General features: G+C 42.3%; 16 protein-coding genes and 1 pseudogene. 12 read left to right on the plus strand and 5 right to left on the minus strand.

Annotated features, from left to right (window positions below; translation table 11 throughout):
- The first annotated feature begins 24 nt into the window (after positions 1-24).
- Positions 25-1,140: a glycosyltransferase family 4 protein gene (locus tag HEQ19_13620; protein WYM00407.1), complete on the plus strand. Its 1,116-nt coding sequence runs from the start codon at positions 25-27 to the stop codon at positions 1,138-1,140.
- A gap of 436 nt (positions 1,141-1,576) precedes the next feature.
- Here HEQ19_13620 and HEQ19_13625 read toward each other — a convergent pair whose 3' ends face one another.
- The gene (locus HEQ19_13625) at positions 1,577-1,858 is read right to left on the minus strand and encodes a hypothetical protein (GenBank protein ID WYM00408.1); all 282 of its coding nucleotides are present in this window, start codon (positions 1,856-1,858) and stop codon (positions 1,577-1,579) included.
- Here HEQ19_13625 and HEQ19_30980 point away from each other — a divergent pair, their 5' ends adjacent.
- Positions 1,859-3,031, plus strand: a complete 1,173-nt coding sequence (locus HEQ19_30980) for a hypothetical protein (GenBank protein WZI67207.1) — start codon at positions 1,859-1,861, stop codon at positions 3,029-3,031.
- On the opposite strand, the gene ppc is transcribed toward HEQ19_30980, so the two are convergent.
- Positions 2,987-6,046 carry a phosphoenolpyruvate carboxylase gene (ppc, locus tag HEQ19_13640; protein WYM00409.1) on the minus strand — a complete coding sequence of 1,020 codons (3,060 nt, stop codon included), beginning with the start codon at positions 6,044-6,046 and terminating at the stop codon, positions 2,987-2,989. The genes HEQ19_30980 and ppc overlap by 45 nt on opposite strands.
- A 102-nt stretch (positions 6,047-6,148) precedes the next feature.
- Positions 6,149-6,391 carry a hypothetical protein gene (locus HEQ19_13645; GenBank protein ID WYM00410.1) on the minus strand — a complete coding sequence of 81 codons (243 nt, stop codon included), beginning with the start codon at positions 6,389-6,391 and terminating at the stop codon, positions 6,149-6,151.
- Positions 6,392-6,605: 214 nt separating this feature from the next.
- On the opposite strand from HEQ19_13645, the gene HEQ19_13650 reads away from it, so the two are divergent.
- The 6 genes from HEQ19_13650 (at position 6,606) to HEQ19_13675 (ending at position 16,843) form a co-directional block, all read left to right on the plus strand.
- Positions 6,606-9,617, plus strand: a complete 3,012-nt coding sequence (locus tag HEQ19_13650; protein ID WYM00411.1) for a DUF1574 family protein — start codon at positions 6,606-6,608, stop codon at positions 9,615-9,617.
- 65 nt (positions 9,618-9,682) lie between these two features.
- Complete coding sequence (locus HEQ19_13655; GenBank protein WYM00412.1) at positions 9,683-11,182, plus strand: MBOAT family protein; 1,500 nt, start codon at positions 9,683-9,685, stop codon at positions 11,180-11,182.
- Between the two features lie 139 nt (positions 11,183-11,321).
- A complete protein-coding gene (gene psbA, locus HEQ19_13660) occupies positions 11,322-12,404 on the plus strand; it encodes a photosystem II q(b) protein (GenBank protein WYM00413.1) in 1,083 nt (360 codons plus the stop codon).
- Between the two features lie 306 nt (positions 12,405-12,710).
- Complete coding sequence (locus tag HEQ19_13665; protein WYM00414.1) at positions 12,711-13,817, plus strand: RNA-guided endonuclease TnpB family protein; 1,107 nt, start codon at positions 12,711-12,713, stop codon at positions 13,815-13,817.
- A gap of 66 nt (positions 13,818-13,883) precedes the next feature.
- A complete protein-coding gene (locus tag HEQ19_13670) occupies positions 13,884-14,816 on the plus strand; it encodes an RluA family pseudouridine synthase (protein ID WYM00415.2) in 933 nt (310 codons plus the stop codon).
- Positions 14,817-15,736: 920 nt separating this feature from the next.
- Complete coding sequence (locus HEQ19_13675) at positions 15,737-16,843, plus strand: septal ring lytic transglycosylase RlpA family protein (GenBank protein ID WYM00416.2); 1,107 nt, start codon at positions 15,737-15,739, stop codon at positions 16,841-16,843.
- 51 nt (positions 16,844-16,894) lie between these two features.
- Here the strand turns inward: HEQ19_13675 and HEQ19_13680 are convergent.
- Positions 16,895-17,122, minus strand: a pseudogene (locus tag HEQ19_13680) (zinc ribbon domain-containing protein).
- 129 nt (positions 17,123-17,251) lie between these two features.
- Between HEQ19_13680 and HEQ19_13685 the strand changes: the two are divergent.
- A complete protein-coding gene (locus tag HEQ19_13685; protein ID WYM00417.1) occupies positions 17,252-18,856 on the plus strand; it encodes a bifunctional pantoate--beta-alanine ligase/(d)CMP kinase in 1,605 nt (534 codons plus the stop codon).
- A gap of 239 nt (positions 18,857-19,095) precedes the next feature.
- Here the strand turns inward: HEQ19_13685 and HEQ19_13690 are convergent, their stop codons facing one another.
- A complete protein-coding gene (locus HEQ19_13690; protein ID WYM00418.1) occupies positions 19,096-19,491 on the minus strand; it encodes a hypothetical protein in 396 nt (131 codons plus the stop codon).
- A 169-nt stretch (positions 19,492-19,660) separates the two neighbouring features.
- Between HEQ19_13690 and HEQ19_13695 the strand changes: the two genes are divergently transcribed.
- The 3 genes from HEQ19_13695 (at position 19,661) to HEQ19_13705 (ending at position 26,483) form a co-directional block, all read left to right on the plus strand.
- Positions 19,661-20,263, plus strand: coding sequence for a superoxide dismutase (locus tag HEQ19_13695; protein WYM00419.1), 603 nt, complete (start codon positions 19,661-19,663; stop codon positions 20,261-20,263).
- Positions 20,264-20,908: 645 nt separating this feature from the next.
- Positions 20,909-23,119 carry a hypothetical protein gene (locus HEQ19_13700; GenBank protein ID WYM00420.1) on the plus strand — a complete coding sequence of 737 codons (2,211 nt, stop codon included), beginning with the start codon at positions 20,909-20,911 and terminating at the stop codon, positions 23,117-23,119.
- A gap of 631 nt (positions 23,120-23,750) precedes the next feature.
- Positions 23,751-26,483: a bluetail domain-containing putative surface protein gene (locus HEQ19_13705; GenBank protein WYM00421.1), complete on the plus strand. Its 2,733-nt coding sequence runs from the start codon at positions 23,751-23,753 to the stop codon at positions 26,481-26,483.
- The last annotated feature ends 4 nt before the right edge of the window (positions 26,484-26,487 follow it).

The raw sequence follows: 26,487 nt of genomic DNA on the forward strand, positions 1-26,487 counted from the left end.
TCTATAACTATGATTATGCTGATTATGAAAATTTTAATTCAACACCGTCATTTCAACAATGAAATTAGTGGAGTTTTAACTTATATTCATGCAATTATTGCTGAAGTTCAAGCCAGAGGTATTGAAGTCAAAATTATTTCGACAAAACAAGATAATCTTGCCAATTGGTTGAATGATATTGCTTGGGCAGATATAGTGCATATGAATTCAAATAATTTATTTTTTATCATGCTATGTAAGGCTTTGCAGAAAAAGATAGTTATTAAATACCATTATTGTATTTATCAATCTACCCATACTATTTACGAGCCAATGACGTTGACACAACGGCTGAAAATCGAATGGAAACAGACATTACCGAAAGCTAATTATCCATTGAAGTGGAAATTACACACTTTTGTGAAATGGGCACGCCTATTCACTCGCCTTTCTACTGCACTATTAGCTGATTATCATACAGCTTGTAGCGACTTCTTGGCACAATCTTCTAGCTTTCCTTGGACAGTTGAAACTTTATACAATCCGATAGCAATCAAATCGAAAACCCCAATAAAAAGTTTAGAAAATTTATCTCATCCATATCACTTTATTTTTGTCGGTAGATTATCTAAAGATAAAGGCGTAGATATTTTATTAAAAGCGGCGCGGATTTTACAAGACGAAAAAAAAGAATTTCAAATTACCATTATTGGCGATGGCGAACAAGCTAGCGAATTAAAACAGCTAGCTTCTAACTTACAAATTACCCACAAAGTTAATTTTTTAGGTAAAATGTCTCAAACAGAAGTGCAGCTAAAAGTTCAGGATGCTTTGGCTTTAATTGCACCTTCTCGTTGGCAAGAACCTGCAGGTTACGTAGTCTTAGAAGCTTCTAGCGTTCAAACCTGCTCTATTGTCTCAAAAATGGGAGGATTACCCGAAGTAGCTGGCTCACACAGCCTATTTTTTGACAACGAAGACGTAGAAGGATTAGCCAAATGTATGGGATACTGTTTAGATAATCCCGATGAAGTAATTAAACGAGGTTTCCAGTCCAGCCAATACGTTGCGGAAAAGTTTTCAGCGGCTGGTGCTGCTACTAGACTGCTAGAAATTTGCAGCCAACTTGCTCCCAAAGCATTGGTAACAACATCTGATTAGGACTTACGCAACTGTCATATAGGGTGCGTCAACAGCGAGAAAACTGGGGTTAAGCAAGAGATTATTGGTACTGACGCACCCTACAAATTGGCGATTTTTTTAATTGGAATAGGACTTACGCATTGACAAAAAACACAAAATATGGTCCGCAAAAAACCGGAGATTTCGTAGGGGTTTAGCATTGCTAAACCCCGAAAACGCGGGTCTGTTTACTGAAACAACGTATTTTGGTAAAATCATACCATGCCAAATTTGTACAGTGCGTAAGTCCTATGGAAGTACCTAATAGCGAGTTTGGCGTTTGACATACCTCCTCGTCCTAAAAGAGCGAGGATTCCTTGACACTTCGCGCTCGTTGCGCCACAAGTGGTCTTACCATCCCTCCATGTCCGTTTAAAGTCTCCCAATGCCCTATGGCGACTATACCTGAATTCTATCATAAAGCCGTCCTAGAAGGACGGGGCTTGAATCCCATTTTTTTGGTCACCAAACCGCCGACAAAAGCGCCCAAGACTGTACCTGTCCACAGTCCTGTGGTACTACCTTGCCACATTGCGCCTGGTGCTACCCAAGTGTTGCACATCTGCTTTAAGCCCCAAGGCTGATTTTGACACTTTTGGCTATGCTGCATTAAGGTGATTTGTCCACCAATGTAGCTACTAAAAAATCCCGTAGATAGTGCAATAAAGGTACAAATTAGAACTGGTTTTTTGGTCATTTGTCATTTGTCATTTGTCATTTGTCATTTGTCATTTGTCATTACTCATTACTCATTACTCATTTGTCATTACTCATTACTCATTACTCATTACTCATTACTCATTACTCATTACTCATTACTCATTACTCATTACTCATTACTCATTACTCATTACTCATTACTCATTACTCATTACTCATTACTCATTACTCATTACTCATTTGTCATTACTCATTACTCATTACTCATTACTCATTACTCATTACTCATTACTCATTACTCATTACTCATTACTCATTACTCATTACTCATTTGTCATTACTCATTACTCATTACTCATTACTCATTACTCATTACTCATTACTCATTTGTCATTACTCATTACTCATTTGTCATTACTCATTACTCATTACTCATTACTCATTACTCATTTGTCATTACTCATTACTCATTACTCATTACTCATTACTCATTACTCATTACTCATTACTCATTACTCATTACTCATTACTCATTACTCATTACTCATTTGTCATTACTCATTTGTCATTACTCATTTGTCATTACTCATTACTCATTACTCATTACTCATTACTCATTACTCATTACTCATTACTCATTACTCATTACTCATTACTCATTACTCATTACTCATTACTCATTTGTCATTACTCATTACTCATTACTCATTACTCATTACTCATTACTCATTACTCATTACTCATTACTCATTACTCATTACTCATTACTCATTACTCATTACTCATTACTCATTACTCATTACTCATTACTCATTACTCATTTGTCATTACTCATTACTCATTACTCATTACTCATTACTCATTACTCATTACTCATTACTCATTACTCATTACTCATTACTCATTACTCATTACTCATTACTCATTACTCATTACTCATTACTCATTACTCATTACTCATTACTCATTACTCATTACTCATTACTCATTACTCATTACTCATTACTCATTACTCATTACTCATTACTCATTACTCATTTGTCATTACTCATTACTCATTACTCATTACTCATTACTCATTACTCATTACTCATTACTCATTACTCATTACTCTTTGTCATTTGTCATTTGTCAATTTTACCCAATCCCCAATCCCCAATCCCCATCAACCTGTATTCCTCATTCCTGCAGCAATACCATTAATGGTTAACAATGCGCCTCGCAGTAACTCGCCTTTGCTGTAACGGGAGTGGATGACGCCAGTAGTAATGGTATTTCGCGACTGTCTGAGGCGCTTGAGTAGGGAAACTTGGATAAATCCTAGGGGTACAATTGTGCCATTGCGTAACTGTACAGAACGCTGCAATACAGGATCACCGTCTAAAAGTCGATGGTGATTGGTGATTTTTAAGACTAAATCTCTGGTAAGATAGAATTCACTGGCAATTTGCTCAAAAACTTTCTCAAACCGCGATTTGTCTTCAGGGCTTGACAATTCGTCTACATAGTGCTGTGCCATTTGCATGTCTACTTTGGCTAAGGTCATTTCTGCTTTAGAAATCACCATTTTGAAGAATGGCCATTTAACATAAAAGTAGCGCAGTAACTGCAAATGTTCTTCTGTTTCTTCGTTTAGGAATTCTTGCAGGGCTGTACCGAAGCCGTACCACGAAGGCAGCAAAAATCGGGTTTGTGTCCAGCTAAATACCCAAGGGATGGCTCGCAGACTGCTTAAATCTTTTTTCCCGGAGGGACGACGCGCTGGACGGGAGCTAATTTGTAGCTGGCTAATTTCTTCGATGGGGGTGACTTGGTGGAAAAAGTCGATAAAATCAGGCTGCTCATAAATTAGGGCGCGATAATGACTCCGCGATCGCGCTGCTATTTCTTCCATGATCTCATTCCACGGTTCGATATCATCAAACCCTGTCCGCAATAGACTGGCTTGAATGACTGCAGTGGTCATGGTTTCTAAATGATACAATGCCAAGTCAAGCAAGGAGTATTTAGAAGCCAATACTTCCCCTTGTTCGGTAATTTTAATTCTCCCATTAATACTGTGACCTGGTTGTGCTAAAATAGCCTCATAGGCAGGGCCGCCACCGCGTCCCACTGAACCACCACGACCGTGAAAAATCCGCAGATTGACGCCATATTCTTCGGCTATTTTTTGCAGGAATTTTTGGGCTTTATGAATTTCCCAGTTGCTGCTTAAAAAACCAGAGTCTTTGTTGCTGTCAGAATACCCCAGCATGACTTCTTGCAAGTCAGGGGTGAGTACTGAGTTTTGATGGGACTCTGGACTCGATAGTTTTAACTCAGCAGTTTTATAGCCACCAGCCAATAAGGCGCGATATAAGGGGAGTTCAAATAGTTGACGCATGACGCTGTTTGAGCGTTGTAAGTCTTCTACTGTTTCAAATAGGGGGACTACCTGAATTGTACCCACAGCAATCGCGGGGTCAAATAGTCTGGCTTCTTTGGCTAACAGTAATACTTCTAGTACGTCGCTGACTTCGCGGCACATGCTGATAATATAGGTTTGGCAGATGTGAATACCAAACTCTTGTTGGAGCGATCGCACGATGCGGAAGGTTTGAATGACATCGTTGGTTTTTTCCGAAAATGGCAATTCTGCTGGAATTAGGGGACGACGAGTTTGCAGTTCTCCTGTTAACCAAGCGACTCGCTGTGCTTCTGATAGTTGGTTGTAAGGTTGGGGTAATATTTGGAGATATTCGAGAATCTCGTTTAAAGCATCAGCGTGACGAGATGATTCTTGACGGATATCCAACTGTGTCAGGTCAAAGCCAAAAATTTCTACCTGACAAATGAGATTTTCTAGTTCCCGACAGCTTAAACCTGTTTCGGTCAAGTTGTGCTGAATTAATCGCAGTTCTGCTAAAAAATCCTCTCCCGAACGATACATGGGGCTATCTTCATTTTTTGGCGTTTCTCGGTTGTACAAAGCAAGATTGCGATCGCGGGTATTTTCTAATCTTTTTAGCACATAAGCCAACTTGAGGCGATAGGGTTCTTGCCGATAACGCAGGGCTAATGAGTCGTATACTGCACTTAACTGGGACTGGTCTAATTCTAATGATTCCAGCAAGTCTGGTAAAACATCACTCCAGTGCATCGACACACTTAATAATTCAATCAGCTGCTTCACTGATTTGATATATCTCTCCAATACCATTTTCCGCTGATAACAAGCTGTCTGCCAAGTGGTTTCTGGTGTGACTGATGGATTACCATCGCGATCCGAACCTACCCAAGACCCAAATGAGCAGAAGTTTTTCTGAGGTGGTTCTAACCAAGGAAAGGTGTTACCCAGAGCATATTTGAAACGTTTATATAGTTGGGGAATGCCATCAAATAGTACTTCTTGGAAGTAGTGTAGGGCATAGTCTACCTCATCTAGCACCGTCGGCTTAAACTGGTGCAGTTCATCCGTGCGCCACCACAGACGAATTTCTTCGAGCAATTGTTCCCGAATATCGGCTGCTTCCCAAGGATATCCCCCTATCATACTACCAGATTGATTTTCCACCCCATCTAGCTGTTGCAGCAATTTTACCACCTGACGTTGTTTATCGCGAATGGTATGACGGACAATTTCTGTGGGGTGGGCTGTAAATACTAAGCGGACATCTAGTTGGGCGATGAGGCGTTGAATTTGCTGGGGTGGGACATTCAGTTTGAATAAATAGGGAAATAAGGCTGCAAAGGTACCTTTTTCTTTTTCATTTTGTTTGGCGACCCAATTATTAGCTAGCCACTCACCACCTAATCCCCTGTCCACAGGAACATCATTTTCCCTTTGGTTGGATGAATAGTTGATATTGGTGGGAGTTTCCGGGTCTTTTGGCTCTTTTTCTCCCTCAGAATAGCGAGTCAATTGCTGCCGTTGTTCATATTCTTGCTCTATGATATTAATCAACTGAAAATACAGCGCAAAAGCCCGAGCTGCTCGGATTGCTTCGTTGATGTTCAGTTGCTCAATCAATTTCACAGCAGACTCGGCTTGGTCATTCGTAGCTTGTCCTTCTGGCGAACATAGGTCACGTAGTTCCCTTAATAGATCCACCATTTTTTGACCACATTCTTGCCTCAAAACAGACTCCCATAATTCCTCAACTATTTGCAGTCGATGACGCAAAAACAATTCCGATGCGGGATAGATGTTCGCCGCCTGTGAGAGGGAGTATAAAACTGAACTCATATTTTTTCTGTATCTTCCAAGGCTGATTGTTGTGATAATTCTAACTCTCGACATCCAAGCATTAGTATTTACACGTAGTCAGAGTTATTTAAACTTAAATGTTTAACTGTAGTTTGATTTTGATCCGTTATCTTCTGGGAACTGGAGAATGGGTAGGCGATCGCCCCGAAATAATTCTCCACTTGCTTCCCCTATAGCTTCCAGAGCTTTAGTGGTGATTTGTGTGCCAATGAGGAGCATTACTATAGACGCTGTACCTGTTTGCAAGAGCAAAGATTGGGGAATCCTAAACAGCAACAGATTTAATTCGGGGTTAACAGCGGGCGAGTGAGTGGTAGTAAGCATGGCTAATTCTAGGTTTGAGGCTGATGAGTAAAATAGACAGAAAACTCAACATTGGCATAACTTGCAGATCTATAAGACTATCTTGGCCGATTTTGCAAGCTAATAAGGTAACAAAAGTGTTAAAAAAAACTTCAGGATGTGCTAAACCTATGGTTCTAGTTTACAAGCGCAGGCACTATCCCCCAATATTCGCTTCCTGTGAAATTAACTGCCCATGAAAACAGTATTACTAGATCGTCAGCAATCCTTGGTCCAATGGGTCAGCCAAGCAACAGGGATTAACACTTTTGGAGTGAAAGTCCGTTTGCGGGGAAATGACCTACATATCCTTTGTGAAGGTACAGAGTGTCCCCCACGTTGGCGAACGCTCTCAGATTTGCTCCAGGCACTACAGCAAACTGATTTGCATTTCCTCACAAACAGCGAACAACCCTCAATATACCAAGTATTTGTCTACGGCCGAAAAAAAGGAGCGCCGCAACCAGAATGGTGTCATCGGGTTCACTTAAATCAACTCGAACGCCATCTCGAACAAGTGCAGCAAGCCTTGTTAGCAGATTCAGAACCATCTAGACTAGCTGGTGGGGCGCTGATTGTCTCTAATGAAAGTTTGGCACGCCAAGGTCATCCAGAAGCCATTGCTCGATATCTTAGCGAAACTCTGAGTAACTTGGGTGTGGGGGTACTAGTAAAGGTAAAACAGCCTCCAGCGACCGAGAACATTGAGCCATCTTCAAATCGTCTGTGGATCTTGTGTCAGTCTGGCTATAGTCCTGACCCCTCCTTACTCGCGGAACCAGTAGCCCAAAAGTTGCGGGAATTGAAGCTTTCCGGCTATGAAGATGCAGTGATTGTTTCGCAAGTGAATGGCGAAACCAAGCCGGATTGGCTACTGCGAATCGATTTGACACCACCAGAGGTGATGCTGAAGCAATGGGCGCGTTGGGGAGATGTCCAAGCGATCGCCCGATTGTTAACTGAGGTGTTATCAGCGTCACAAGTAGCTGTGCAAACTTCTCTCAAAGAATCTACCTTACACATTTTTTGCACCCCGCTGACTAACCCCTTAGAAACCACCCCAGTGCCCAATAAAACACTGTGCATGGAGGCGATTTCATCCCAGTTAGAAGCGATCGCTCCCCAAGGGATGCTAGCTGCTACTGTATACGGACAAAAAATCCCCGACAGCCAACCGGATTGGATCGATTGGCTGTCTTTACCTGCAGCCCAGCATCCCGCCTTTGCTGCATCCGCCTTAGAATTAGCAACTTCTGGCGATGAACCAGCCATCAATTTTCTCCTAGAGCGCTTACTCAATCCTGACTTAGATTGGCGACTGAAAACAGGGGGTATTCGCGTAATTCTCCTTCGCAAAGGTGATATATTGCACATTATGTGCGATGCACCCATCTGCCCAACACGTAAACAAGTAGCAAAGAAAGTCACTCAATTTATCCGCCAATTGAAAATCCCCCAAATTACCGGCGTGCGTGTCTACGGTCGCCGTGCTGGTAATAAGGAACCTTTTTGGCACTACGGCAAGGATTTTGAGCAACGTCAACCTTTAGTCCCAGAAGCTACCCCAGAATTTGCTGCTAGTTCTGCCTCTATTAATGAGCTTTTAACTAATGAGGCTAACGAGCCAATTATACGTGCAGACGTGACAACAGAAGAAATTCAAGCTTTTGTCACACAAGTCGCCCAGGATTGGCTAGCCAACGTCACCGCAATAGCCAAAAAGTGGCTATTAAGAACCCAATTATTTACCGAAACCGACCAGCCAGCAGAACAGTACCACGATGCTCAAGGAATTAAGGTAGCTCTAGTCTGGAGTACATTGGGATTATTGCTCACCATTCAAACTGATTGGATTTGCGGTCAAATCATTACTCTTACCACACAGAATTCTCCAGAAATTGCCAATGTCTTGTCCCCATCATCCCCTGAGCAAAAGCCACATTTAAAATCTGAAGAAAACCAGAAAACGGTATTATTTGCTAACACTTCCAAGACCAAATCCTCTCGATCTCAAGGTTCTGTATTCAATGCTTCTGGGTTCACTCAAGATGATACTCCAGCCGAGAATTTAGTAGCAGCACCACTCAAAGGAAAAGCCACCCCAACTGCTATTCTGTTAGCAGCGCGATCGCCAATGCCAAGTTTCAATGCTCGGCAGCTAGATGAGCAAATAGCCTTGTATAAACAGCGTCTGGCTAAAACTGGTACTCCCCCCCATGTCTTAATTATTGGCTCCTCCCGCGCCCTCAGAGGCGTCGATCCGGCAGCACTTTCACAGGGGTTAGCAACTCAGGGGTATCCAAATATTGATGTCTTTAACCTGGGTATTAATGGTGCCACAGCAAAAGTTGTAGACCTGATCATTCGTCGGGTGCTAGAACCATCAGAACTACCGAAATTAATTATTTGGGCAGATGGTTCCCGTGCTTTCAACAGCGGTCGTGAAGATATCACATTTAACGCGATCGCCACATCAGCAGGGTACAAGCAAGTCTTACAAAAAGCAACAGTAACACAAGGTAGCGAGCAGATATCGGTAAATCCGATTCAAGATAAAAAGACAAAAATCGTCAAGCCAGAGACTAACAGCTATGAAGCTGTAAATAATTGGTTAAATCAGACAGTAGCAGCGATTTCTGCTAGTTACCCAAACCGTGACCAAATAAAAGCTTTATTGCACCAACAACTAAATTCTTGGGCTTTATTTGGTGATCGCTTTGGGACAGCATCACCAACACAAACCACCACCGAAAATCTCGAAGAAGAGACTTACCAGCAAGCCGTAGACTTTGACGGCTTCCTACCCTTGTCTACCCGCTTTCATCCAGGTAGATACTATCAAAAACACCCCAAAGTAACAGGAAATTACGACAACGATTATAAATCTTTCCAAGTACAAGGAGAGCAAAATGACTCATTCCAAGCCATATTACAGTTTACCCAAGAAAAGAAAATTACTCTAGTCTTTGTCAACATGCCACTCACTGCAGAATATCTAGACCCAGTACGTCAAAAATATGAGCAGGAATTTGAACAATATATGTTGCAGATGATAGCCAATCCCAACTTTGTTTATCGAGATTTTAGCCAACTATGGACAAAAATGAACGACTACTTTTCCGACCCCAGTCACCTCAACCGCTTTGGTGCCTACGAAGTCTCAAAAAAACTCGCCCATGACCCCATGATTCCCTGGACAGCGAAGTAGCTTGATCGGGAGTGGGGGAGTGGGTGACAAATAACAAATGACCAATGACAACTGACCAGTGACAAATGAAATTTATATCTATTTTTTACGGACTTTTTTTGCTGAGTGTATTGGGAATTTACTGGTCTTTGGCACAAAAACAATTACGGTTGTTGGTGCTACTAATTGCTAGTTTGGTGTTTTATGCATCATTGAATATTCAATACATCCCACTACTATTAGTGCTGACCTTTATTAACTTTCGTTTGGGTCTGGAGATTGGTACAAACACCTCCCGTGGAAAACATACCCATGACTCGCAAATTTCTAATGAAGATTGGCATTTTTCCCAAGCTGATTGGAATCTTCGTCGGCTCAAAATTTTATGGTTTGGGATAATTTTAAATGTTTTATTACTAGTAGGTTTCAAATATCTACCAGCATTATTAAATCATGGTTTTAATTGGGTAGATAATTCTCCAGATAATTCTTTTAAATTAATCGCTCCCCTAGGAATTTCATTTTTTACATTTGAATGTATTTCTTATTTAATAGATGTTTATCGCGGCGCCCCAGCCACTGATAAATTAATTAAATTTGCCACCTACAAATTATTTTTTGCAAAATTAATTTCAGGTCCGATTACTCGCTACCACAACCTAGCTAATCAATTCAACACACTGACTTTACCCACACCTGATACATTTGCAGAAGGACTGTGGTTAATTGCTAGGGGTGCAGTTAAAAAAGGTATTTTGGCAGACCATTTAGGAATTTTCGTTGATTTATGTTTTGGCAACCTCCAACGGGCAGGTAGTATTGATCTATGGTTAGCTACATTTGCCTATGGCTTACAATTATATTTAGATTTCAATGGTTACGTAGACATTGCCCGTGGGACTGCGTTGCTCTTTGGCTTAGTTTTACCAGAAAATTTTGACTTTCCCTATTTCAGCACCAGCATTGCAGACTTTTGGCGACGCTGGCACATGACTTTAGGCGATTGGCTGCGAAACTACGTCTACTTTCCTTTGGGTGGTTCCCGTCAAGGTTTAACCCGCACCTGCTGGAATTTATTAATCGTCATGTTAATTGCTGGCATCTGGCATGGATCAGCCTGGGGTTTTATCGTTTGGGGACTTTACCACGGTTTAGCCTTAGTAGTGCATCGACTTACAGATAATATCAGCGATCGCTTTGATCATCTCGAACATTTTTGGCAACATCCCTTGGGCATAGTTTTAGCTTGGCTGATAACCCAATTGATGGTTTTTACCTCCTGGATCTGGTTCCGACTACCCAACCTCCAAGATTCTTCCTTAGTAGTTGGACACCTCTGGGGTCATCGTGCAGATGTACAATTTGCTCAAAAAGTTTATGTAGAAGCCCTAGATTTAAGCCAATCCCAACTAGCCTGGATACTGCTCACCCTCGCTACCCTCATGTTTATCGTCTATAGCTTCAACCGGTTTCTGAAATTACAATTCAACTGGCCTGTTAAGCTTGTCTTCGTGCCCCTATGCTTTTACGCCGTGTGGTTATTAGCGCCTGAAGGTAGTTTACCCTATATTTACTTCGACTTTTAATATAAGTTAAATTAATAATTTAACCAAAATACATAAGAAAATAAATAATACAATCAACGTAAACTCATGTAATGTGTATGATTACAGGCGGAAAATTAACTCAGCCTGATTCATTCAAAACAATAGCACTCATAAAACAATGACCACAACCTTACAACAGCGCTCCAGCGCCAACGTATGGGATCGGTTTTGCCAGTGGATCACCAGCACCGAAAACCGGATTTATATCGGTTGGTTCGGCGTATTGATGATCCCCACCTTGCTAGCCGCTACCACCTGCTTCATTATCGCCTTCATCGCTGCTCCTCCTGTAGACATCGATGGTATCCGCGAACCAGTTGCAGGTTCCTTGATTTACGGAAACAACATCATCTCTGGTGCAGTTGTTCCTTCCTCCAACGCTATCGGTTTGCACTTCTACCCCATTTGGGAAGCAGCTTCCTTAGATGAGTGGTTGTACAACGGTGGTCCTTACCAATTGGTAATTTTCCACTTCTTGATCGGTGTAGCTTGCTACCTAGGTCGTGAGTGGGAATTGTCTTACCGCTTGGGTATGCGTCCTTGGATCTGCGTAGCATTCAGCGCACCTGTAGCAGCAGCTACCGCAGTATTCTTGGTATACCCAATTGGTCAAGGTTCCTTCTCCGATGGTATGCCTTTGGGTATCTCCGGAACCTTCAACTTCATGATTGTGTTCCAAGCTGAACACAACATCCTGTTGCACCCCTTCCACATGTTAGGTGTGGCTGGTGTATTCGGCGGTTCTTTGTTCTCCGCAATGCACGGTTCCTTGGTAACTTCCTCCTTGGTGCGTGAAACCACCGAAACCGAATCTTTGAACTACGGTTACAAGTTCGGTCAAGAAGAAGAAACCTACAACATCGTAGCTGCTCACGGTTACTTTGGTCGCTTGATCTTCCAATACGCTTCTTTCAACAACAGCCGTTCTCTGCACTTCTTGTTAGCTGCTTGGCCTGTAATCGGTATCTGGTTTACCGCTTTGGGTGTCAGCACAATGGCTTTCAACTTGAACGGTTTCAACTTCAACCAATCAGTAATTGACTCTCAAGGTCGCGTCATTCCTACTTGGGCAGACGTAATCAACCGCGCTAACCTGGGTATGGAAGTAATGCACGAGCGTAACGCTCACAACTTCCCCTTAGACTTAGCTGCTGGTGAAGTTTCTCCTGTTGCTTTGAGCGCTCCTGCAATCAACGGTTAATATTTGACTGTTAACTGAATAAAAAAACGCCCTCCGGAAACGGGGGGTGTTTTTTTTAGGGACTCTGTAGGGTGCGTCAGAAACTTTTGACTGCAGGATAGAGTAATATCCTAGTTAAGTATTTGCCGGACTTCCACGGACATTTATTAACAAACCGCACCAAAAACCTTGCACGCGTATGGTGCAGACCCTACGCGCTCTGGGGGCTTCTGTCACCACATGTTTCAAGAAAATTTACATAAACCTTCTAGACCCACCTGTACTGTTTATGTGATGATTTGAAAAGCTTGCCTTACAAGTAAATTTGTGTTACTGACTTCTATCAAAACCAAGTTAAAATTGACTGCCGACCAGAAAATTCTGATGTCAAAACATGCCGGCATATCCCGATTTACATACAATTGGGGACTCGCCACATGGCAAGCATTGTATCAATCTGGATATCAACCCAATCACTTGATTTTGAAAAAGTTCTTTAATAATCAACTGCTACCAGTTTTGACTTGGATTAAAGAACCAGGTATTTGTCAAAAAGTCACGGAATTTGCTTTTGATAATTTAGGGAAAGCTTTTAAGAACTTCTTTTCTAAACGTGCAGAGTATCCCAAGTTTAAAAGAAAAGGCAGAAATGAGAGTTTTACAATTAATGCCGGTGGTAAACCAATAAATATCGGTGGTAAACGCATTAAATTACCAACGATTGGCTGGGTTTCAACTTATGAATCTTTACCTCACACCACAACCACAAAGGTTACTATATCTCAATCTGCGGGAGATTGGTACATTTCTTGTGCTTATGAAATAGAACCAGAAATTACTCCTAAAGAACATGATTATGTCGGGGTTGATTTAGGCATAAAAACCTTAGCTACCTTATCAACAGGAGTGATTTTTGTCAATCCGAAAGCTTTAAAAAGTGCCAGGAGAAAGTTAACAAGATTACAACGTCAACTTACAAGGAAAATCAAAGGGAGTAATCGTTACAAAAAACAAAAGTTGAGAATATCTAAACTGCATCGACGTATTACTAATATACGTATTGATGCCACTCATAAAGCAACTACATTTATCTGCAAAAACCACGCAGTTGTTGCTTTGGAGGATTTGAATACTTCGGGGATGTTGAAAAATCATAAGTTAGCCGGTGCTGTCAGCGATGCCAATTTTTATGAATTCCGTAGACAAATAGAATATAAAGTAATTAGATATGGTGGAACTGTCGTATTTGTAGATAGATTTTACCCATCTAGTAAAACTTGTGCAAATTGTGGAGAAATTCAAGAAATTAGTCTATCACAGCGGGTTTACGAGTGTAAAAAATGTCAGCATACTGAAGACAGAGATTTAAATGCATCTAAAAATCTCGAAAAATATGCACGTCAGGCTAAAGCGTGTCTGGACGTTAAGGGATAGCCGCTCCCATGCTCCCGTTGAAACGTCAAGTAATGTCTGGATTTGTTCAGCTTTTATGTAGCAGTAATTGTGACCGAATTTTATTTACAAGTCGAAGAAACAGGGGAACGCCTCGACCGTTACCTAGCTGAAGAATTACCAGATTTATCCCGTTCGCGCATTCAACAGTTAATCGAACAGGGTGAAGTTCAAGTCAATGAGAAAGTTTGCACATCTAAAAAGATAAATGTCAAAGCAGGCGATCGCCTTTCTCTCAACATACCAGAAGTCGAACCTCTGGAACTGCAAGCCGAAAATATCCCCCTAGACATCCTCTATGAAGATGACCAGCTACTCATCCTCAACAAACCCGCTGGTTTAGTCGTCCATCCAGCACCCGGCCATCGCAATGGGACGTTAGTTAATGCTTTGTTAGCACACTGCCCCAATTTACCAGGAATTGGCGGCGTCCAACGTCCAGGAATTGTCCATCGCTTAGATAAGGATACCACCGGCGCGATCGCGATCGCCAAAACTGACCTAGCCTATCAACATCTACAAGCACAACTCCAAGCCAAAACTGCACGACGAGAATATTTAGGCGTGGTTTACGGTGCTACCAAATCTGAAAGTGGCTCCGTAGATTTACCTATTGGACGCCATCCCCAAGACCGCAAAAAAATGGCAATTGTTCCCATAGAGCAAGGCGGACGGTCGGCGATTACTCATTGGTTCGTCAAAGAACGCCTCGGTAACTTCACTTTAATTCATTTTCAACTCGAAACCGGTCGCACCCACCAAATTCGCGTCCACAGCGCCAAAATGGGTCATCCTATAGTCGGCGACCCGGTTTATAGTTCTGGTCATTCAGTAGGTGTCAATTTACCAGGTCAAGCACTCCATGCTTGGCGCCTCAAATTACAGCATCCCCTCTCAGGAACTGAAATTGAGGTGACAGCTACCCCTCCCCAAACCTTCACAACTCTGTTACAAGTTCTGCGACGACGATTTGATTGCTGAGTGCTGAGGGACTGACATTGGTATGAGTAAAAATACCACTCCCCAGTGCCTCGATCATCGAGTATGATGGCGCTGAACCGCAACTACAAACAAATAAATCTCAACGCCATCAGGTTGATAACTGAAGCTAAAAAATCATACTCATCAACTACTGTAGGTAAAAACGGTATTCAATTTGCGGCGTTGGCAAATTAATCTACACTCAAGCGTGAATTTTGCCTAATTTTTTAGGCTTTGATTTTTCTCTGTTGGCAAAAAAAATCCCTAAAAATGTATTGACTCTTTATGCGGAAAATTACTTATAATCAAAGTTTTACATATAACCAATCTTTATTAGATTCAATAATATACTTTGTTTGATTTTTTACATTAATATTATTAATGTTATTCTGGCTTATTTTCAACATAATGTAATCTAAAATTCTTGACTTAAAAGACTTACTCTAAAATTCACAGATTTAAAATCAGTAAATATTTTTAAGTATATGTTCGCTAAATTCAATAATAGCTTGATTTTAGTTTATAAATATTTATACGTACACAAACTGCAAACTAAAAAATACAGGCAGTGATAAGCTTTTGGGACAAATTTCGCGGGCGAGTCGTGAATTAAGTTATCCAAAAATGTTAAGTTTTCATAAGAAAAGTTTTACTTATCAAAAAAAACGTTACACAGTCAGAATCCGCATTTTATCTAGGTTTTAGGCTTGAAATCACAATTTGAATTTGCTAAATTTACCAAGTCTTACGATAAAACCCTGATCCCCAAGTTCCCGTCTTCGTGTTAGTCTGTTGCAGTTATCAAACAAAAAGTGAAAGCGGAACGAGTTCGAGTTGTAGGGGGGGATGTCACTACTAGGTGGCCCAACATCCCACGAATCATGAAACTTCTGTTCTACAGTCGCTTTAAAATCGGACGCATGAATCAAAGACATTTGTGGACTACTGTCGCCCTGTTTCTGACTGTTTTAGGGATACCCTCAGTTGGTCGGACTCAAACTACCAAGGGAGCTACTCGAGTTGCCCAAACATTACCTGTTGGTGATGTCGTCAAGGTAGGAGAGTACAAATCCCCAACAGGGAAACTTACCTCCGATGCCGTGATTACACAAATTCATCCTCACAGCATTGGGGGTCGTCAGGCGGCAACCCTCTTTATCCGAAATATCCCCGTTCTTACGTTTCTGAGTTCTATACCAGTTGAGAGTGTTCAGAGTAAAGTTGGTGTAATTGGAGATGCTAGGGGCGTGCAACTGTACGCCCCTATTGGTAGAAACTCAGGCAAGGTAAGCACTGTTGGGAATTTTGCGGTTGAGGGTAACCAAATTAGCGATGTTCAAAATGACCCGGTTCAAAAAGCTGGTGTAATAGCAGCTAGAATCAACCAGTTAATCCGGGAAAATGTGGACGCAAGCCAAATTGGTGTCAGTTGGAAACAAGGAAGCGATGTTAAAGTTGCCAATTTAGCCCAGAACAAAAGCTCCTCTGTCCAGCCCAAACCAGGCGATCGCTATACTATCAAGCTCAATGGCGAAGAATTGGTGGAAATCAATGAAAATACACGCCTAGCCGATTCCACCAATAATCTGGCACAAGATGCATTACAAGCAACCAATCGCCTGCGGAGACTCATTAGCAATGCATCTCCGATCAGCGAGATTGCTGATTTACCAGTGCGCTTACCAGTTTCAATACCAAAGTTGCCACAACAGATTGCTATTGGACCAGTGCGACTCACCTTTAACGGGGTAGCGTCTTATTATGGCTATGATGGTTCTGGCAGCCATACTGCCAGCGGCAAGAAGTTTAATCCAGAAGGCATGACAGCAGCTCATCGCAGCTTACCCTTTGGTACGCGAGTCCGTGTTACCAACACCCGCAATGGTCGTTCTGTAGTAGTCTCAATTACTGACCGAGGCCCTTACATTCGGGGTCGTATTATTGACCTTTCTGTTGGTGCAGCGCGGATTTTAGGCATGATGGGCAGTGGCATAGCACCAGTACAGATTGACGTTTTAGGAAGATAAAGGATCACATTGACATCCTCACCGCCCTGAAAGTGCGGTGATTCCTAAGACTCACGACTTAGGTTTCTGTTTCCTTCCCGTTCGGCTGACGCTCACGGCGTCAGCCGAACGGGTTTTTTGCAACTGCCCTTTAGACTCATGCCTAGCCGGTCTTATGTTCGCTCCACAGACTGTAACGGTGTGTCCCACCGCCAAAATATTTTTTGCTGCATTGATATCTCGGTCGTGGTGCGTCCCACAGTTAGGACAATCCCACTCTCGGATACTCAACGGCAATTTTTCAACTGACCGTTGACCGTTGACCGTTGACTCCTAACTATCAACTAATTCCCCTATTTCAAATGTTCCTTCCCGCGATTTCAGATATACACTAACGGGGGAGGGATAGAGAAAAACTAGGGGTATTTTGTGCGCCTGTTGACAACAGTTGCGGCTTTACGCTGCTATTTAACTAAACGCCGTGCCCAAAACAGGTGTGCGGTTCATGAGGACTTGGTACTAGATGAGATGACCAGTTGGTTCCAGACGGCTATCGGTTTGGTGCCGACGATGGGAGGGTTGCATCAAGGTCATTTAAGCTTAATACAACGAGCGCGGCAAGAAAATTCCACGGTGATTGTCACTATTTTCGTCAATCCCTTGCAATTTGGTCCCAATGAGGATTATCAGCGCTACCCCCGGACTTTAGAGCTAGACATGCAAATGTGTAGAGAAGCTGGGGTAGACATGATTTTTGCGCCTACTCCGGAAGAACTAGAAATTCCCCAGAAGAGTATACAAGAATCGAATGTTACGCAAGTAATCCCTCCATCTGCTATGATAACAGGCTTGTGTGGTGGTTCTCGGCTAGGTCACTTTCAGGGTGTAACGACGATTGTGACCAAACTTTTCAATTTGGTACAGCCTGACCGGGCTTACTTTGGGCAAAAAGATGGTCAGCAACTAGCAATTATTAGACAGCTGGCGGCTGATTTAAATTTTCCCACAGAAATTGTTGCTTGTCCAACAGTGCGGGAACCCTCAGGTCTGGCCTTAAGTTCTCGCAATCAATATTTGACTGCAACAGAAAAACAGGAGGCGGCGGTGTTATATCGCGGCTTACAGCAAGCTGAAGCTGCGTTTCGCGCTGGCGTTCGCAATAGCAGCAAGCTGATAGCAATAGTGCAGCAAGAAGTGGCAATGGTCAGTAATATCTTCGTGGAATATATTGAATTGGTTGATGCGATTACTTTGATGTCTTTAGATAAAGTTGAGGAGGAAGGAATGCTTGCAATCGCAGCACGTCTTGGTTCTACACGTTTGATCGACAATACCATCTTATGCGATCGCCAACCCATCATCGCTATTGATGGTCCAGCGGGCGCGGGAAAATCTACGGTGGCTCGTCAAGTAGCAAACCAGCTAGGTTTGGTGTATTTAGATACTGGTTCGATGTATCGTGCTGTTACTTGGCTGGTGCTACAAAAGGGAATTCCCATTGACGATGAATGCGCGATCGCCGAATTAGCCAGTCAGTCTGAAATTCAACTCACTCCTTGCCAGGATCTGCAGTCTCCAGTGCGGGTTTGGATTAATGGTAGTGATGTTACTCAAAAGATTCGCACAATTGAGGTGACATCTCAAGTATCGGCTATTGCCGCACAGGGTGCTGTACGTAAAGCACTGGTGAAACAACAGCAAAGTTGGGGTAAAAGAGGTGGTTTAGTCGCTGAAGGCAGAGACATTGGTACTCATGTATTCCCCGATGCGGAAGTGAAAATCTTCTTAACCGCGTCTGTAAGTGAACGCGCACGTCGTCGCCAGGAAGACTTTAAAAAACAAGGTCTACCCGAAGTCAGTTTAGAACAACTGGAACGGGACATTGCCGAACGTGACTGGAAAGATAGCACTCGCAAAGTTTCTCCCTTGCAAAAAGCTGCAGATGCAATTGAAATTCAAACTGATGGTCTAGGGGTGTCTGAGGTTACGGCTGAAATTGTTAACTATTGCCAGCAATGTTTATCTCAATGGTAAGCATTGGGATTTGCTATGATTTTGGGCATTGAATATATGAGGATGGTGAGTGAGTGAGTTAGTACTTACTCACCACCCTATATATTCAAGTTCCACAGAAAATTATATTGAAGGAAAATTCAAATTTCTATCTTAGATTTAAGTATTTTCAATATTAAATCATCTAACTTAAGACTGATTTTTAATCTACCTCCAGTTCATTTGTCATTTGTCATTTGTCATTTGTCATTTGTCATTTGTCATTTGTCAGTTCCAATACTCAATCCCCAATCCCCAATTCCCAATCCCCAATCCCCAATCCCTGGTAACAGAGCGGAGCCGTTCGCGTAGCGTCCGCACCAGAAGTGCAATCCCCAATCCCCAATCCCCAATCCCTGGTAACAGAGCGGAGCCGTTCGCGTAGCGTCCGCACCAGAAGTGCAATCCCCAATCCCCAATCCCCAATCCCTGGTAACTGAGCGGAGCCGTTCGCGTAGCGTCCGCACCAGAAGTGCAATCCCCAATCCCCAATCCCCAATCCCTGGTAACTGAGCGGAGCCGTTCGCGTAGCGTCCGCACCAGAAGTGCAATCCCCAATCCCTGGTAACAGAGCGGAGCCGTTCGCGTAGCGTCCGCACCAGAAGTGCAATCCCCAATCCCCTAACTAAACTACTTTGTCTGAATCTTCACTTTGGTAGTAAAATGACCATGTTAAGTTTTATGTTCCATATTAAGGATATAAAACTAGTCAAGACAAAACCTGTAATTTCCTAAGCTGCTGTAATAGCTTTCAACTGGAAACCGGTAAAGAGAGGATTTAGCAAAATGTCATTTGTACAAGCACCCCTACCCTACGACTTTAATGCTCTAGAGCCTTACGGCATGAAAGGTGAAACCTTTGAGTACCACTATGGTAAGCATCACAAGGCTTATGTAGACAACCTTAACAAGCTCACTGATGGTACAGAACTTGCTGATAAGTCGCTAGAAGAAGTGATCCAAATTTCGTTTAGAGATCCCTCTAAAGTAGGAATCTTTAACAACTCTGCTCAAGTATGGAACCACACCTTTTTCTGGAACTCCCTGAAGCCAGCTGGTGGTGGCGCACCCAGCGGTGAATTGGCTACAAAAATTGACAAGGATTTTGGTAGCTTTGACAAATTCAAAGAAGAGTTCACTAACGCTGCTACAACTCAGTTTGGCAGTGGTTGGGCTTGGTTAATTGATGATGGTGGTACGCTGAAGGTGATTAAGACACCCAATGCAGAAAACCCTCTAGCTTATGGACAAAAGGCACTCCTCACCCTAGATGTTTGGGAACACGCCTACTACATCGACTACAGAAATGCTCGTCCTGCGTTTATCAAGAATTTCTTGGAGCAGCTGGCTAACTGGGACTTTGCTGCAGAAAATTTGGCGAAAGTCTAATTATTAGTACTCTGTCACAGCAAGTTTGATGGGTTGTTCGTAGTTGCGCTTTAGCGCTCTTGATCAAGGGAGCGCTATTAGCCCAGCTTTCCCCTAGGGTAGCGCAACTACGAACAAATCTATGACTTATGCACTATACAAATTAACCATAACATGTATTATGGTATTTCGTCTTTTCAGGCGCTTCGCATAACCCTGATTTATTCCGACACTTGCAATTGCCTCCGGCACGCGAAGAGCGAACGCTGGGTGCTAAACATACGTAAAATAACCAAATTGCGTATAGGACTTACGTACGATGCGTAAGTCCTAAAATCTATTCACCCAGTATTGTTACTGGACTTTAGTCTAATTTAGACTTTAATCTATAGAGCATAAGGATTTGAGATTCTGGAAATTTCTATTGCTCCCCATGCATAATATCTTAAATAATAGGTGATAAGTTTGTAACCACCCAAGTTGCTAGCTACATAAGTAAAATTCAGTCACAAGTCAGAATAAGTCAGTAATTGTCAGGCGTTAACTCAGTCAGCAGTTGAGTAGTCTGGTTTTATGGCACAGGAATTTAACTTACTGAAATTGCTAGCAACTGTTTAATGTCAAAGCCTAAATCCATTGGGCTTTTAATTTTTGCAAAGGAGAAATATGGCAATTTTCACAGGTGACGATAATAACAACAATATTTCTGGTACTCCTGGTAATGATATCCTCATTGGTCTTGGTGGTAATGATACCCTCAATAGTGGTGATGGTACTGATATCCTGATTGGTGGCACAGATAATGATACCTACATTGTCGATAGCACGACTGATGTGATTACCGAACTTGCTAATGAGGGTACAGATACCATTCAATCGAGTGTCACCTTCAGCCTAGAGGCGATCGCCAACGTCGAAAATCTCACCCTGACAGGAACATCTGCGATTAACGGTACAGGTAACGCAGGCAATAACGTTATCACAGGTAACGCTGCTAACAACAATCTTAATGGTGGTGGTGGTGATGATACCCTCGCCGGAAGTATTGGTAACGATACCTTAAATGGAGACGTGGGGATTGATACGGCTGATTACAGCACTCTGGCGCAAAGTATTACCCTATTACCAACTGGAATTGTCAATAAAGCTGGCGGTACAGGCACAGACCAACTGATCAAGATCGAAAAAATCGTTGCCAATGCGGCTGTCACTAATAACACTATAGATGCTTCTGGTGCCAATGCAGGCGTATCAATTAACGCCAACCTCGGTACTCAAAGTTTGACGGTGAATGCGGTGAATGGTCCTCCTCAAGCTGTCGGTCTGTTTACAGTCGTGAACTTCGACAATGTTACAGGTACAAATGGAGATGACACCATTATTGGCGATGGACAAAACAACCTATTATTTGGCCAGGATGGGAATGACTCTCTTAATGGTGGTGATGGGAATGATACCCTCACGGGAGGAATTGGTAACAATAGCTTAAATAACGATATTCTTTTCACCCAAAAAGCAGATTTGTCCAATCCTGGGATTTTTAACGGGAATTTGACGAATCTAATGGTTGGAGATTTCAATGGTGACGGAAAAGATGACTTTCTACGGCAAGAAAAAGGAGCTTGGGCTAACGACAATTTTTTGATGGCTCAGGTGTTCTTGTCCAATGGGGATGGAAGTTTTACCCAAAAAGCAGATTTGTCCAATCCTGGGATTTTTAACGGGGATTTGACGAATCTAATGGTTGGAGATTTCAATGGTGACGGAAAAGATGACTTTCTACGGCAAGAAAAAGGAGCTTGGGCTAACGACAATTTTTTGATGGCTCAGGTGTTCTTGTCCAATGGGGATGGAAGTTTTACCCAAAAAGCAGATTTGTCCAATCCTGGGATTTTTAACGGGGATTTGACGAATCTAATGGTTGGAGATTTCAATGGTGACGGAAAAGATGACTTCCTACGGCAAGAAAAAGGAGCTTGGGCTAACGACAATTTTTTGATGGCTCAGGTGTTCTTGTCCAATGGGGATGGAAGTTTTACCCAAAAAGCAGATTTGTCCAATCCTGGGATTTTTAACGGGAATTTGACGAATCTAATGGTTGGAGATTTCAATGGTGACGGAAAAGATGACTTTCTACGGCAAGAAAAAGGAGCTTGGGCTAACGACAATATTTTCATGGCTCAGGTGTTCTTGTCCAATGGGGATGGAAGTTTTACCCAAAAAGCAGATTTGTCCAATCCTGGGATTTTTAACGGGGATTTGACGAATCTAATGGTTGGAGATTTCAATGGTGACGGAAAAGATGACTTCCTACGGCAAGAAAAAGGAGCTTGGGCTAACGACAATTTTTTGATGGCTCAGGTGTTCTTGTCCAATGGGGATGGAAGTTTTACCCAAAAAGCAGATTTGTCCAATCCTGGCTTTTTTAACGGGAATTTGACGAATCTAATGGTTGGAGATTTCAATGGTGAAGGAAAAGATGACTTTCTACGGCAAGAAAAAGGAGATTGGGCTAACGACAATATTTTCATGGCTCAGGTGTTCTTAAATAATACCCTGACTGATAATGATACCCTCATCGGCGGAAATGGCGATGATATCCTGACTGGTGGTGCTGGTACTGATATCCTGACTGGTGGTGCTGGTGCTGATAAATTTGTCTTCAATAACAAATTTGAAGGCATAGATATCATTAAGGACTTTCAGCGGACTGAGGGCGACAAAATCCAAATTTCCGTTTCATTTGGTGCTACCTCGCTCAATCAGTTCAGCTACAACAGTTCCAACGGTGCGTTGAGCTTCGTCGATTATCAATTCGCCATCATTGAGAACAAACCTGCTGGCTTTGCAGTCTCTTTGGATGTTCAGCTGGTGTAAAAACCTGTTGAAGTTTAGTTGTAGGGTGGGCATTTCCCACCTTATAAATAGCTTAATGGTGGTAAATAATCCACATCTAAAATTTGCTCAATATGAATTATCTCTCTTTTCAAGAATTATTTCTAATAAGGTTAAACCCTTAAGTATTAATATTTAAATCCATTGGAAATTTGTGTTGTTCTTTAACCAAAGTTAGTGAGATTTTGGAAATATACGCATATTACACGATGAAGTGCGGAAAGTCGGCTGTAACTGCAAGTTTGACTTTGTGAATGCAGTCATGACGTACCCTTAGTGACCTTGGTATTTAGATTAAATTAATATTTAATACAAATTTTATCTGTAACTATACACAGAGCAATTTTGAAATAGTTATTACACAGACTAACTTTTAAATAGTTATTACACAAAGTAACTTTTAAATAGTTATTACTTAGATAAAGTCAATATATATGTATGAATAAAACTCGGACACAAGTCAGAATAAGTCGGTAATTCTCAGGTGTTCACTCAGTCAGCAGTTGAGTAGTCTGGTTTCATGGCAAAGCAATTTTATTTACTGAAATTGCTAGTAACTGTTTATTGTCAAAGCCTAAATCCATTCGGCTTTTAATTTTTGCAAAGGAGAAATATGGCGATTGTTAACGGTAATAATAATAATAACAATCTTTCTGGTACTTCTAGTAATAATATCCTCATTGGTCTTGGTGGTAATGATACCCTCAATGGTGGTGATGGTATTGATATCCTGATTGGTGGCACAGATAATGATACCTACATTGTCGATAGCACGACTGATGTAATTATCGAACTTCTAGGGGAAGGGACAGATACCATTCAATCGAGTGTCACCTTCAGCCTAGAGGCGATCGCCAACGTCGAAAACCTCACCCTGTCAGGAACAGCTGCGATTAACGCTACAGGTAATGCAGGCAATAACGTTATCACAGGTAACACTGCTAACAACAATCTTAATGGTGGTGGTGGTGATGATACCCTCACCGGAAGTAATGGTAACGATACCTTAAATGGAGACGTAGGGATTGATACGGCTGATTACAGCACTCTGGCGCAAAGTATTACCCTATTACCAACTGGAATTGTCAATAAAGCTGGCGGTACAGGCACAGACCAACTGATCAAGATTGAAAAAATCGTTGCCAATGCGGCTGTCACTAATAACACTATAGATGCTTCTGGTGTCAATGCAGACGTATCAATTAACGCCAACCTCTTGACTCAAAGTTTGACGGTGAATGGTACTCCTGTTCCTGTCGATCCGTTTACAGTCGTGAACTTTGACAATGTTATAGGTACAAATGGAGATGACACCATTATTGGCGATGGACAAGACAACCTATTATTTGGTCAAGGTGGGAATGACACTCTTAATGGTGGCGCCGGTAATGACTCTCTTAATGGTGGTGATGGGAATGATACCCTCAACGGTAGTAAATATCTCCTGACTAACATTGGCATTATTGAACTCAACGGAAATGATACCCTCGTCGGCGGAAATGGCGATGATACCTACATTGTCGATAGCACCACAAACATCATTACGGAAAATGCCAATCAAGGGACAGATACCATTGAATCTAGTGTCACCTTCAGCCTAGAGGCGATCGCCAACGTCGAAAACCTCACCCTGTCAGGAACAGATGCGATTAACGCTACAGGTAATGCAGACAATAACGTTATCACAGGTAACACTGCTAACAACAATCTTAATGGTGGTGGTGGTGATGATACCCTCACCGGAAGTATTGGTAACGATACCTTAAATGGAGACGTAGGGATTGATACGGCTGATTACAGCACTCTGGCGCAAAGTATTACCCTATTACCAACTGGAATTGTCAATAAAGCTGGCGGTACAGGCACAGACCAACTGATCAAGATCGCAAAAATCGTTGCCAATGCGGCTGTCACTAATAACACCATAGATGCTTCTAGTGTCAATGCAGACGTATCAATTAACGCCAACCTCTTGACTCAAAGTTTGACGGTGAATGGTACTCCTGTTCCTGTCGGTCCGTTTACAGTCGTGAACTTTGACAATGTTATAGGTACGAATGGAGATGACACCATTATTGGCGATGGACAAAACAACCTATTATTTGGCCAGGGTGGGAATGACTCTCTTAATGGTGGCGCCGGGATTGATACCCTCATCGGCGGAAATGGCGATGATATCTACATTATCGATAGCACCGCTGATGTGATTACCGAATTTGCTAATCAGGGTACAGATACCATTGAATCGAGTGTCACCTTTAGCCTATCTGGTATTGCCAACGTCGAAAACCTCACCCTGACAGGAACAGCCGCGATTAACGGTACAGGTAATGCAGCTGATAACTTCATCACAGGTAACGCCAGTAATAATACCCTAAATGGTGGTGATGGTATTGATACCCTCATCGGCGGAAATGGCGATGATATCTACATTGTCGATAGCACCACTGATGTGATTACCGAATTTGATAATCAGGGTACAGATACCATTCAATCGAGTGTCACCTTTAGCCTATCTGGTATTGCCAACGTCGAAAACCTCACCCTGACAGGAACAGCCGCGATTAACGGTACAGGTAACGCAGGCAATAACGTGATCACAGGTAACGCCAATCATAATATCCTGATTGGTGGTGCTGGCAATGATATCCTGATTGGTGGTGCTGGTAATGATATCCTGATTGGTGGTGCTGATAATGATATCTACATTATCGATAGCACCGCTGATATGATTACCGAATTTGCTAATCGGGGTACAGATACCATTGAATCGAGTGTCACCTTCAGCCTAGATACCCTATCTAACGTCGAAAACCTCACCCTGACAGGAACAGCAGCGATTAACGGTACAGGTAATGCAGATGATAACTTCATCACAGGTAACGCCAGTAATAATACCCTCAATGGTGGTGCTGGCAATGATACCCTCAATGGTGGTGCTGGTAATGACATACTAACCGGGGGAATAGGAAAAGATAGTCTGACCGGAGGGGTAGGAGTGGATCGTTTTGACTACCGCAACTTAGCTGATTCCCTCTTCAGTAACTTTGATGTGATTACCGACTTCAATGCTGCTGAGGATAGATTCGTCGTTTCCACCGCACGAGCCGGATCTTTATTCAGTGCAGGATCTGTTGCAACATTTAATACGACTGGAATTGCAGCTAAATTAACCTCTACTACTTTTCGCACCAACTTTGCTGCTCGATTCACCTTTGGTACCCGTACCTTTGTCGCTATTAATGATGATATAGCAGGGTTTAATCCCAATACCGATGCCATCATTGAAGTCACAGGATTAAGCGGAACCCTTGGGATAAATAATTTTACCACTGCGTTGGCCTAGCCTG

This window comes from Gloeotrichia echinulata CP02, assembly GCA_038087035.1.
Lineage (GTDB): Bacteria > Cyanobacteriota > Cyanobacteriia > Cyanobacteriales > Nostocaceae > Gloeotrichia > Gloeotrichia echinulata.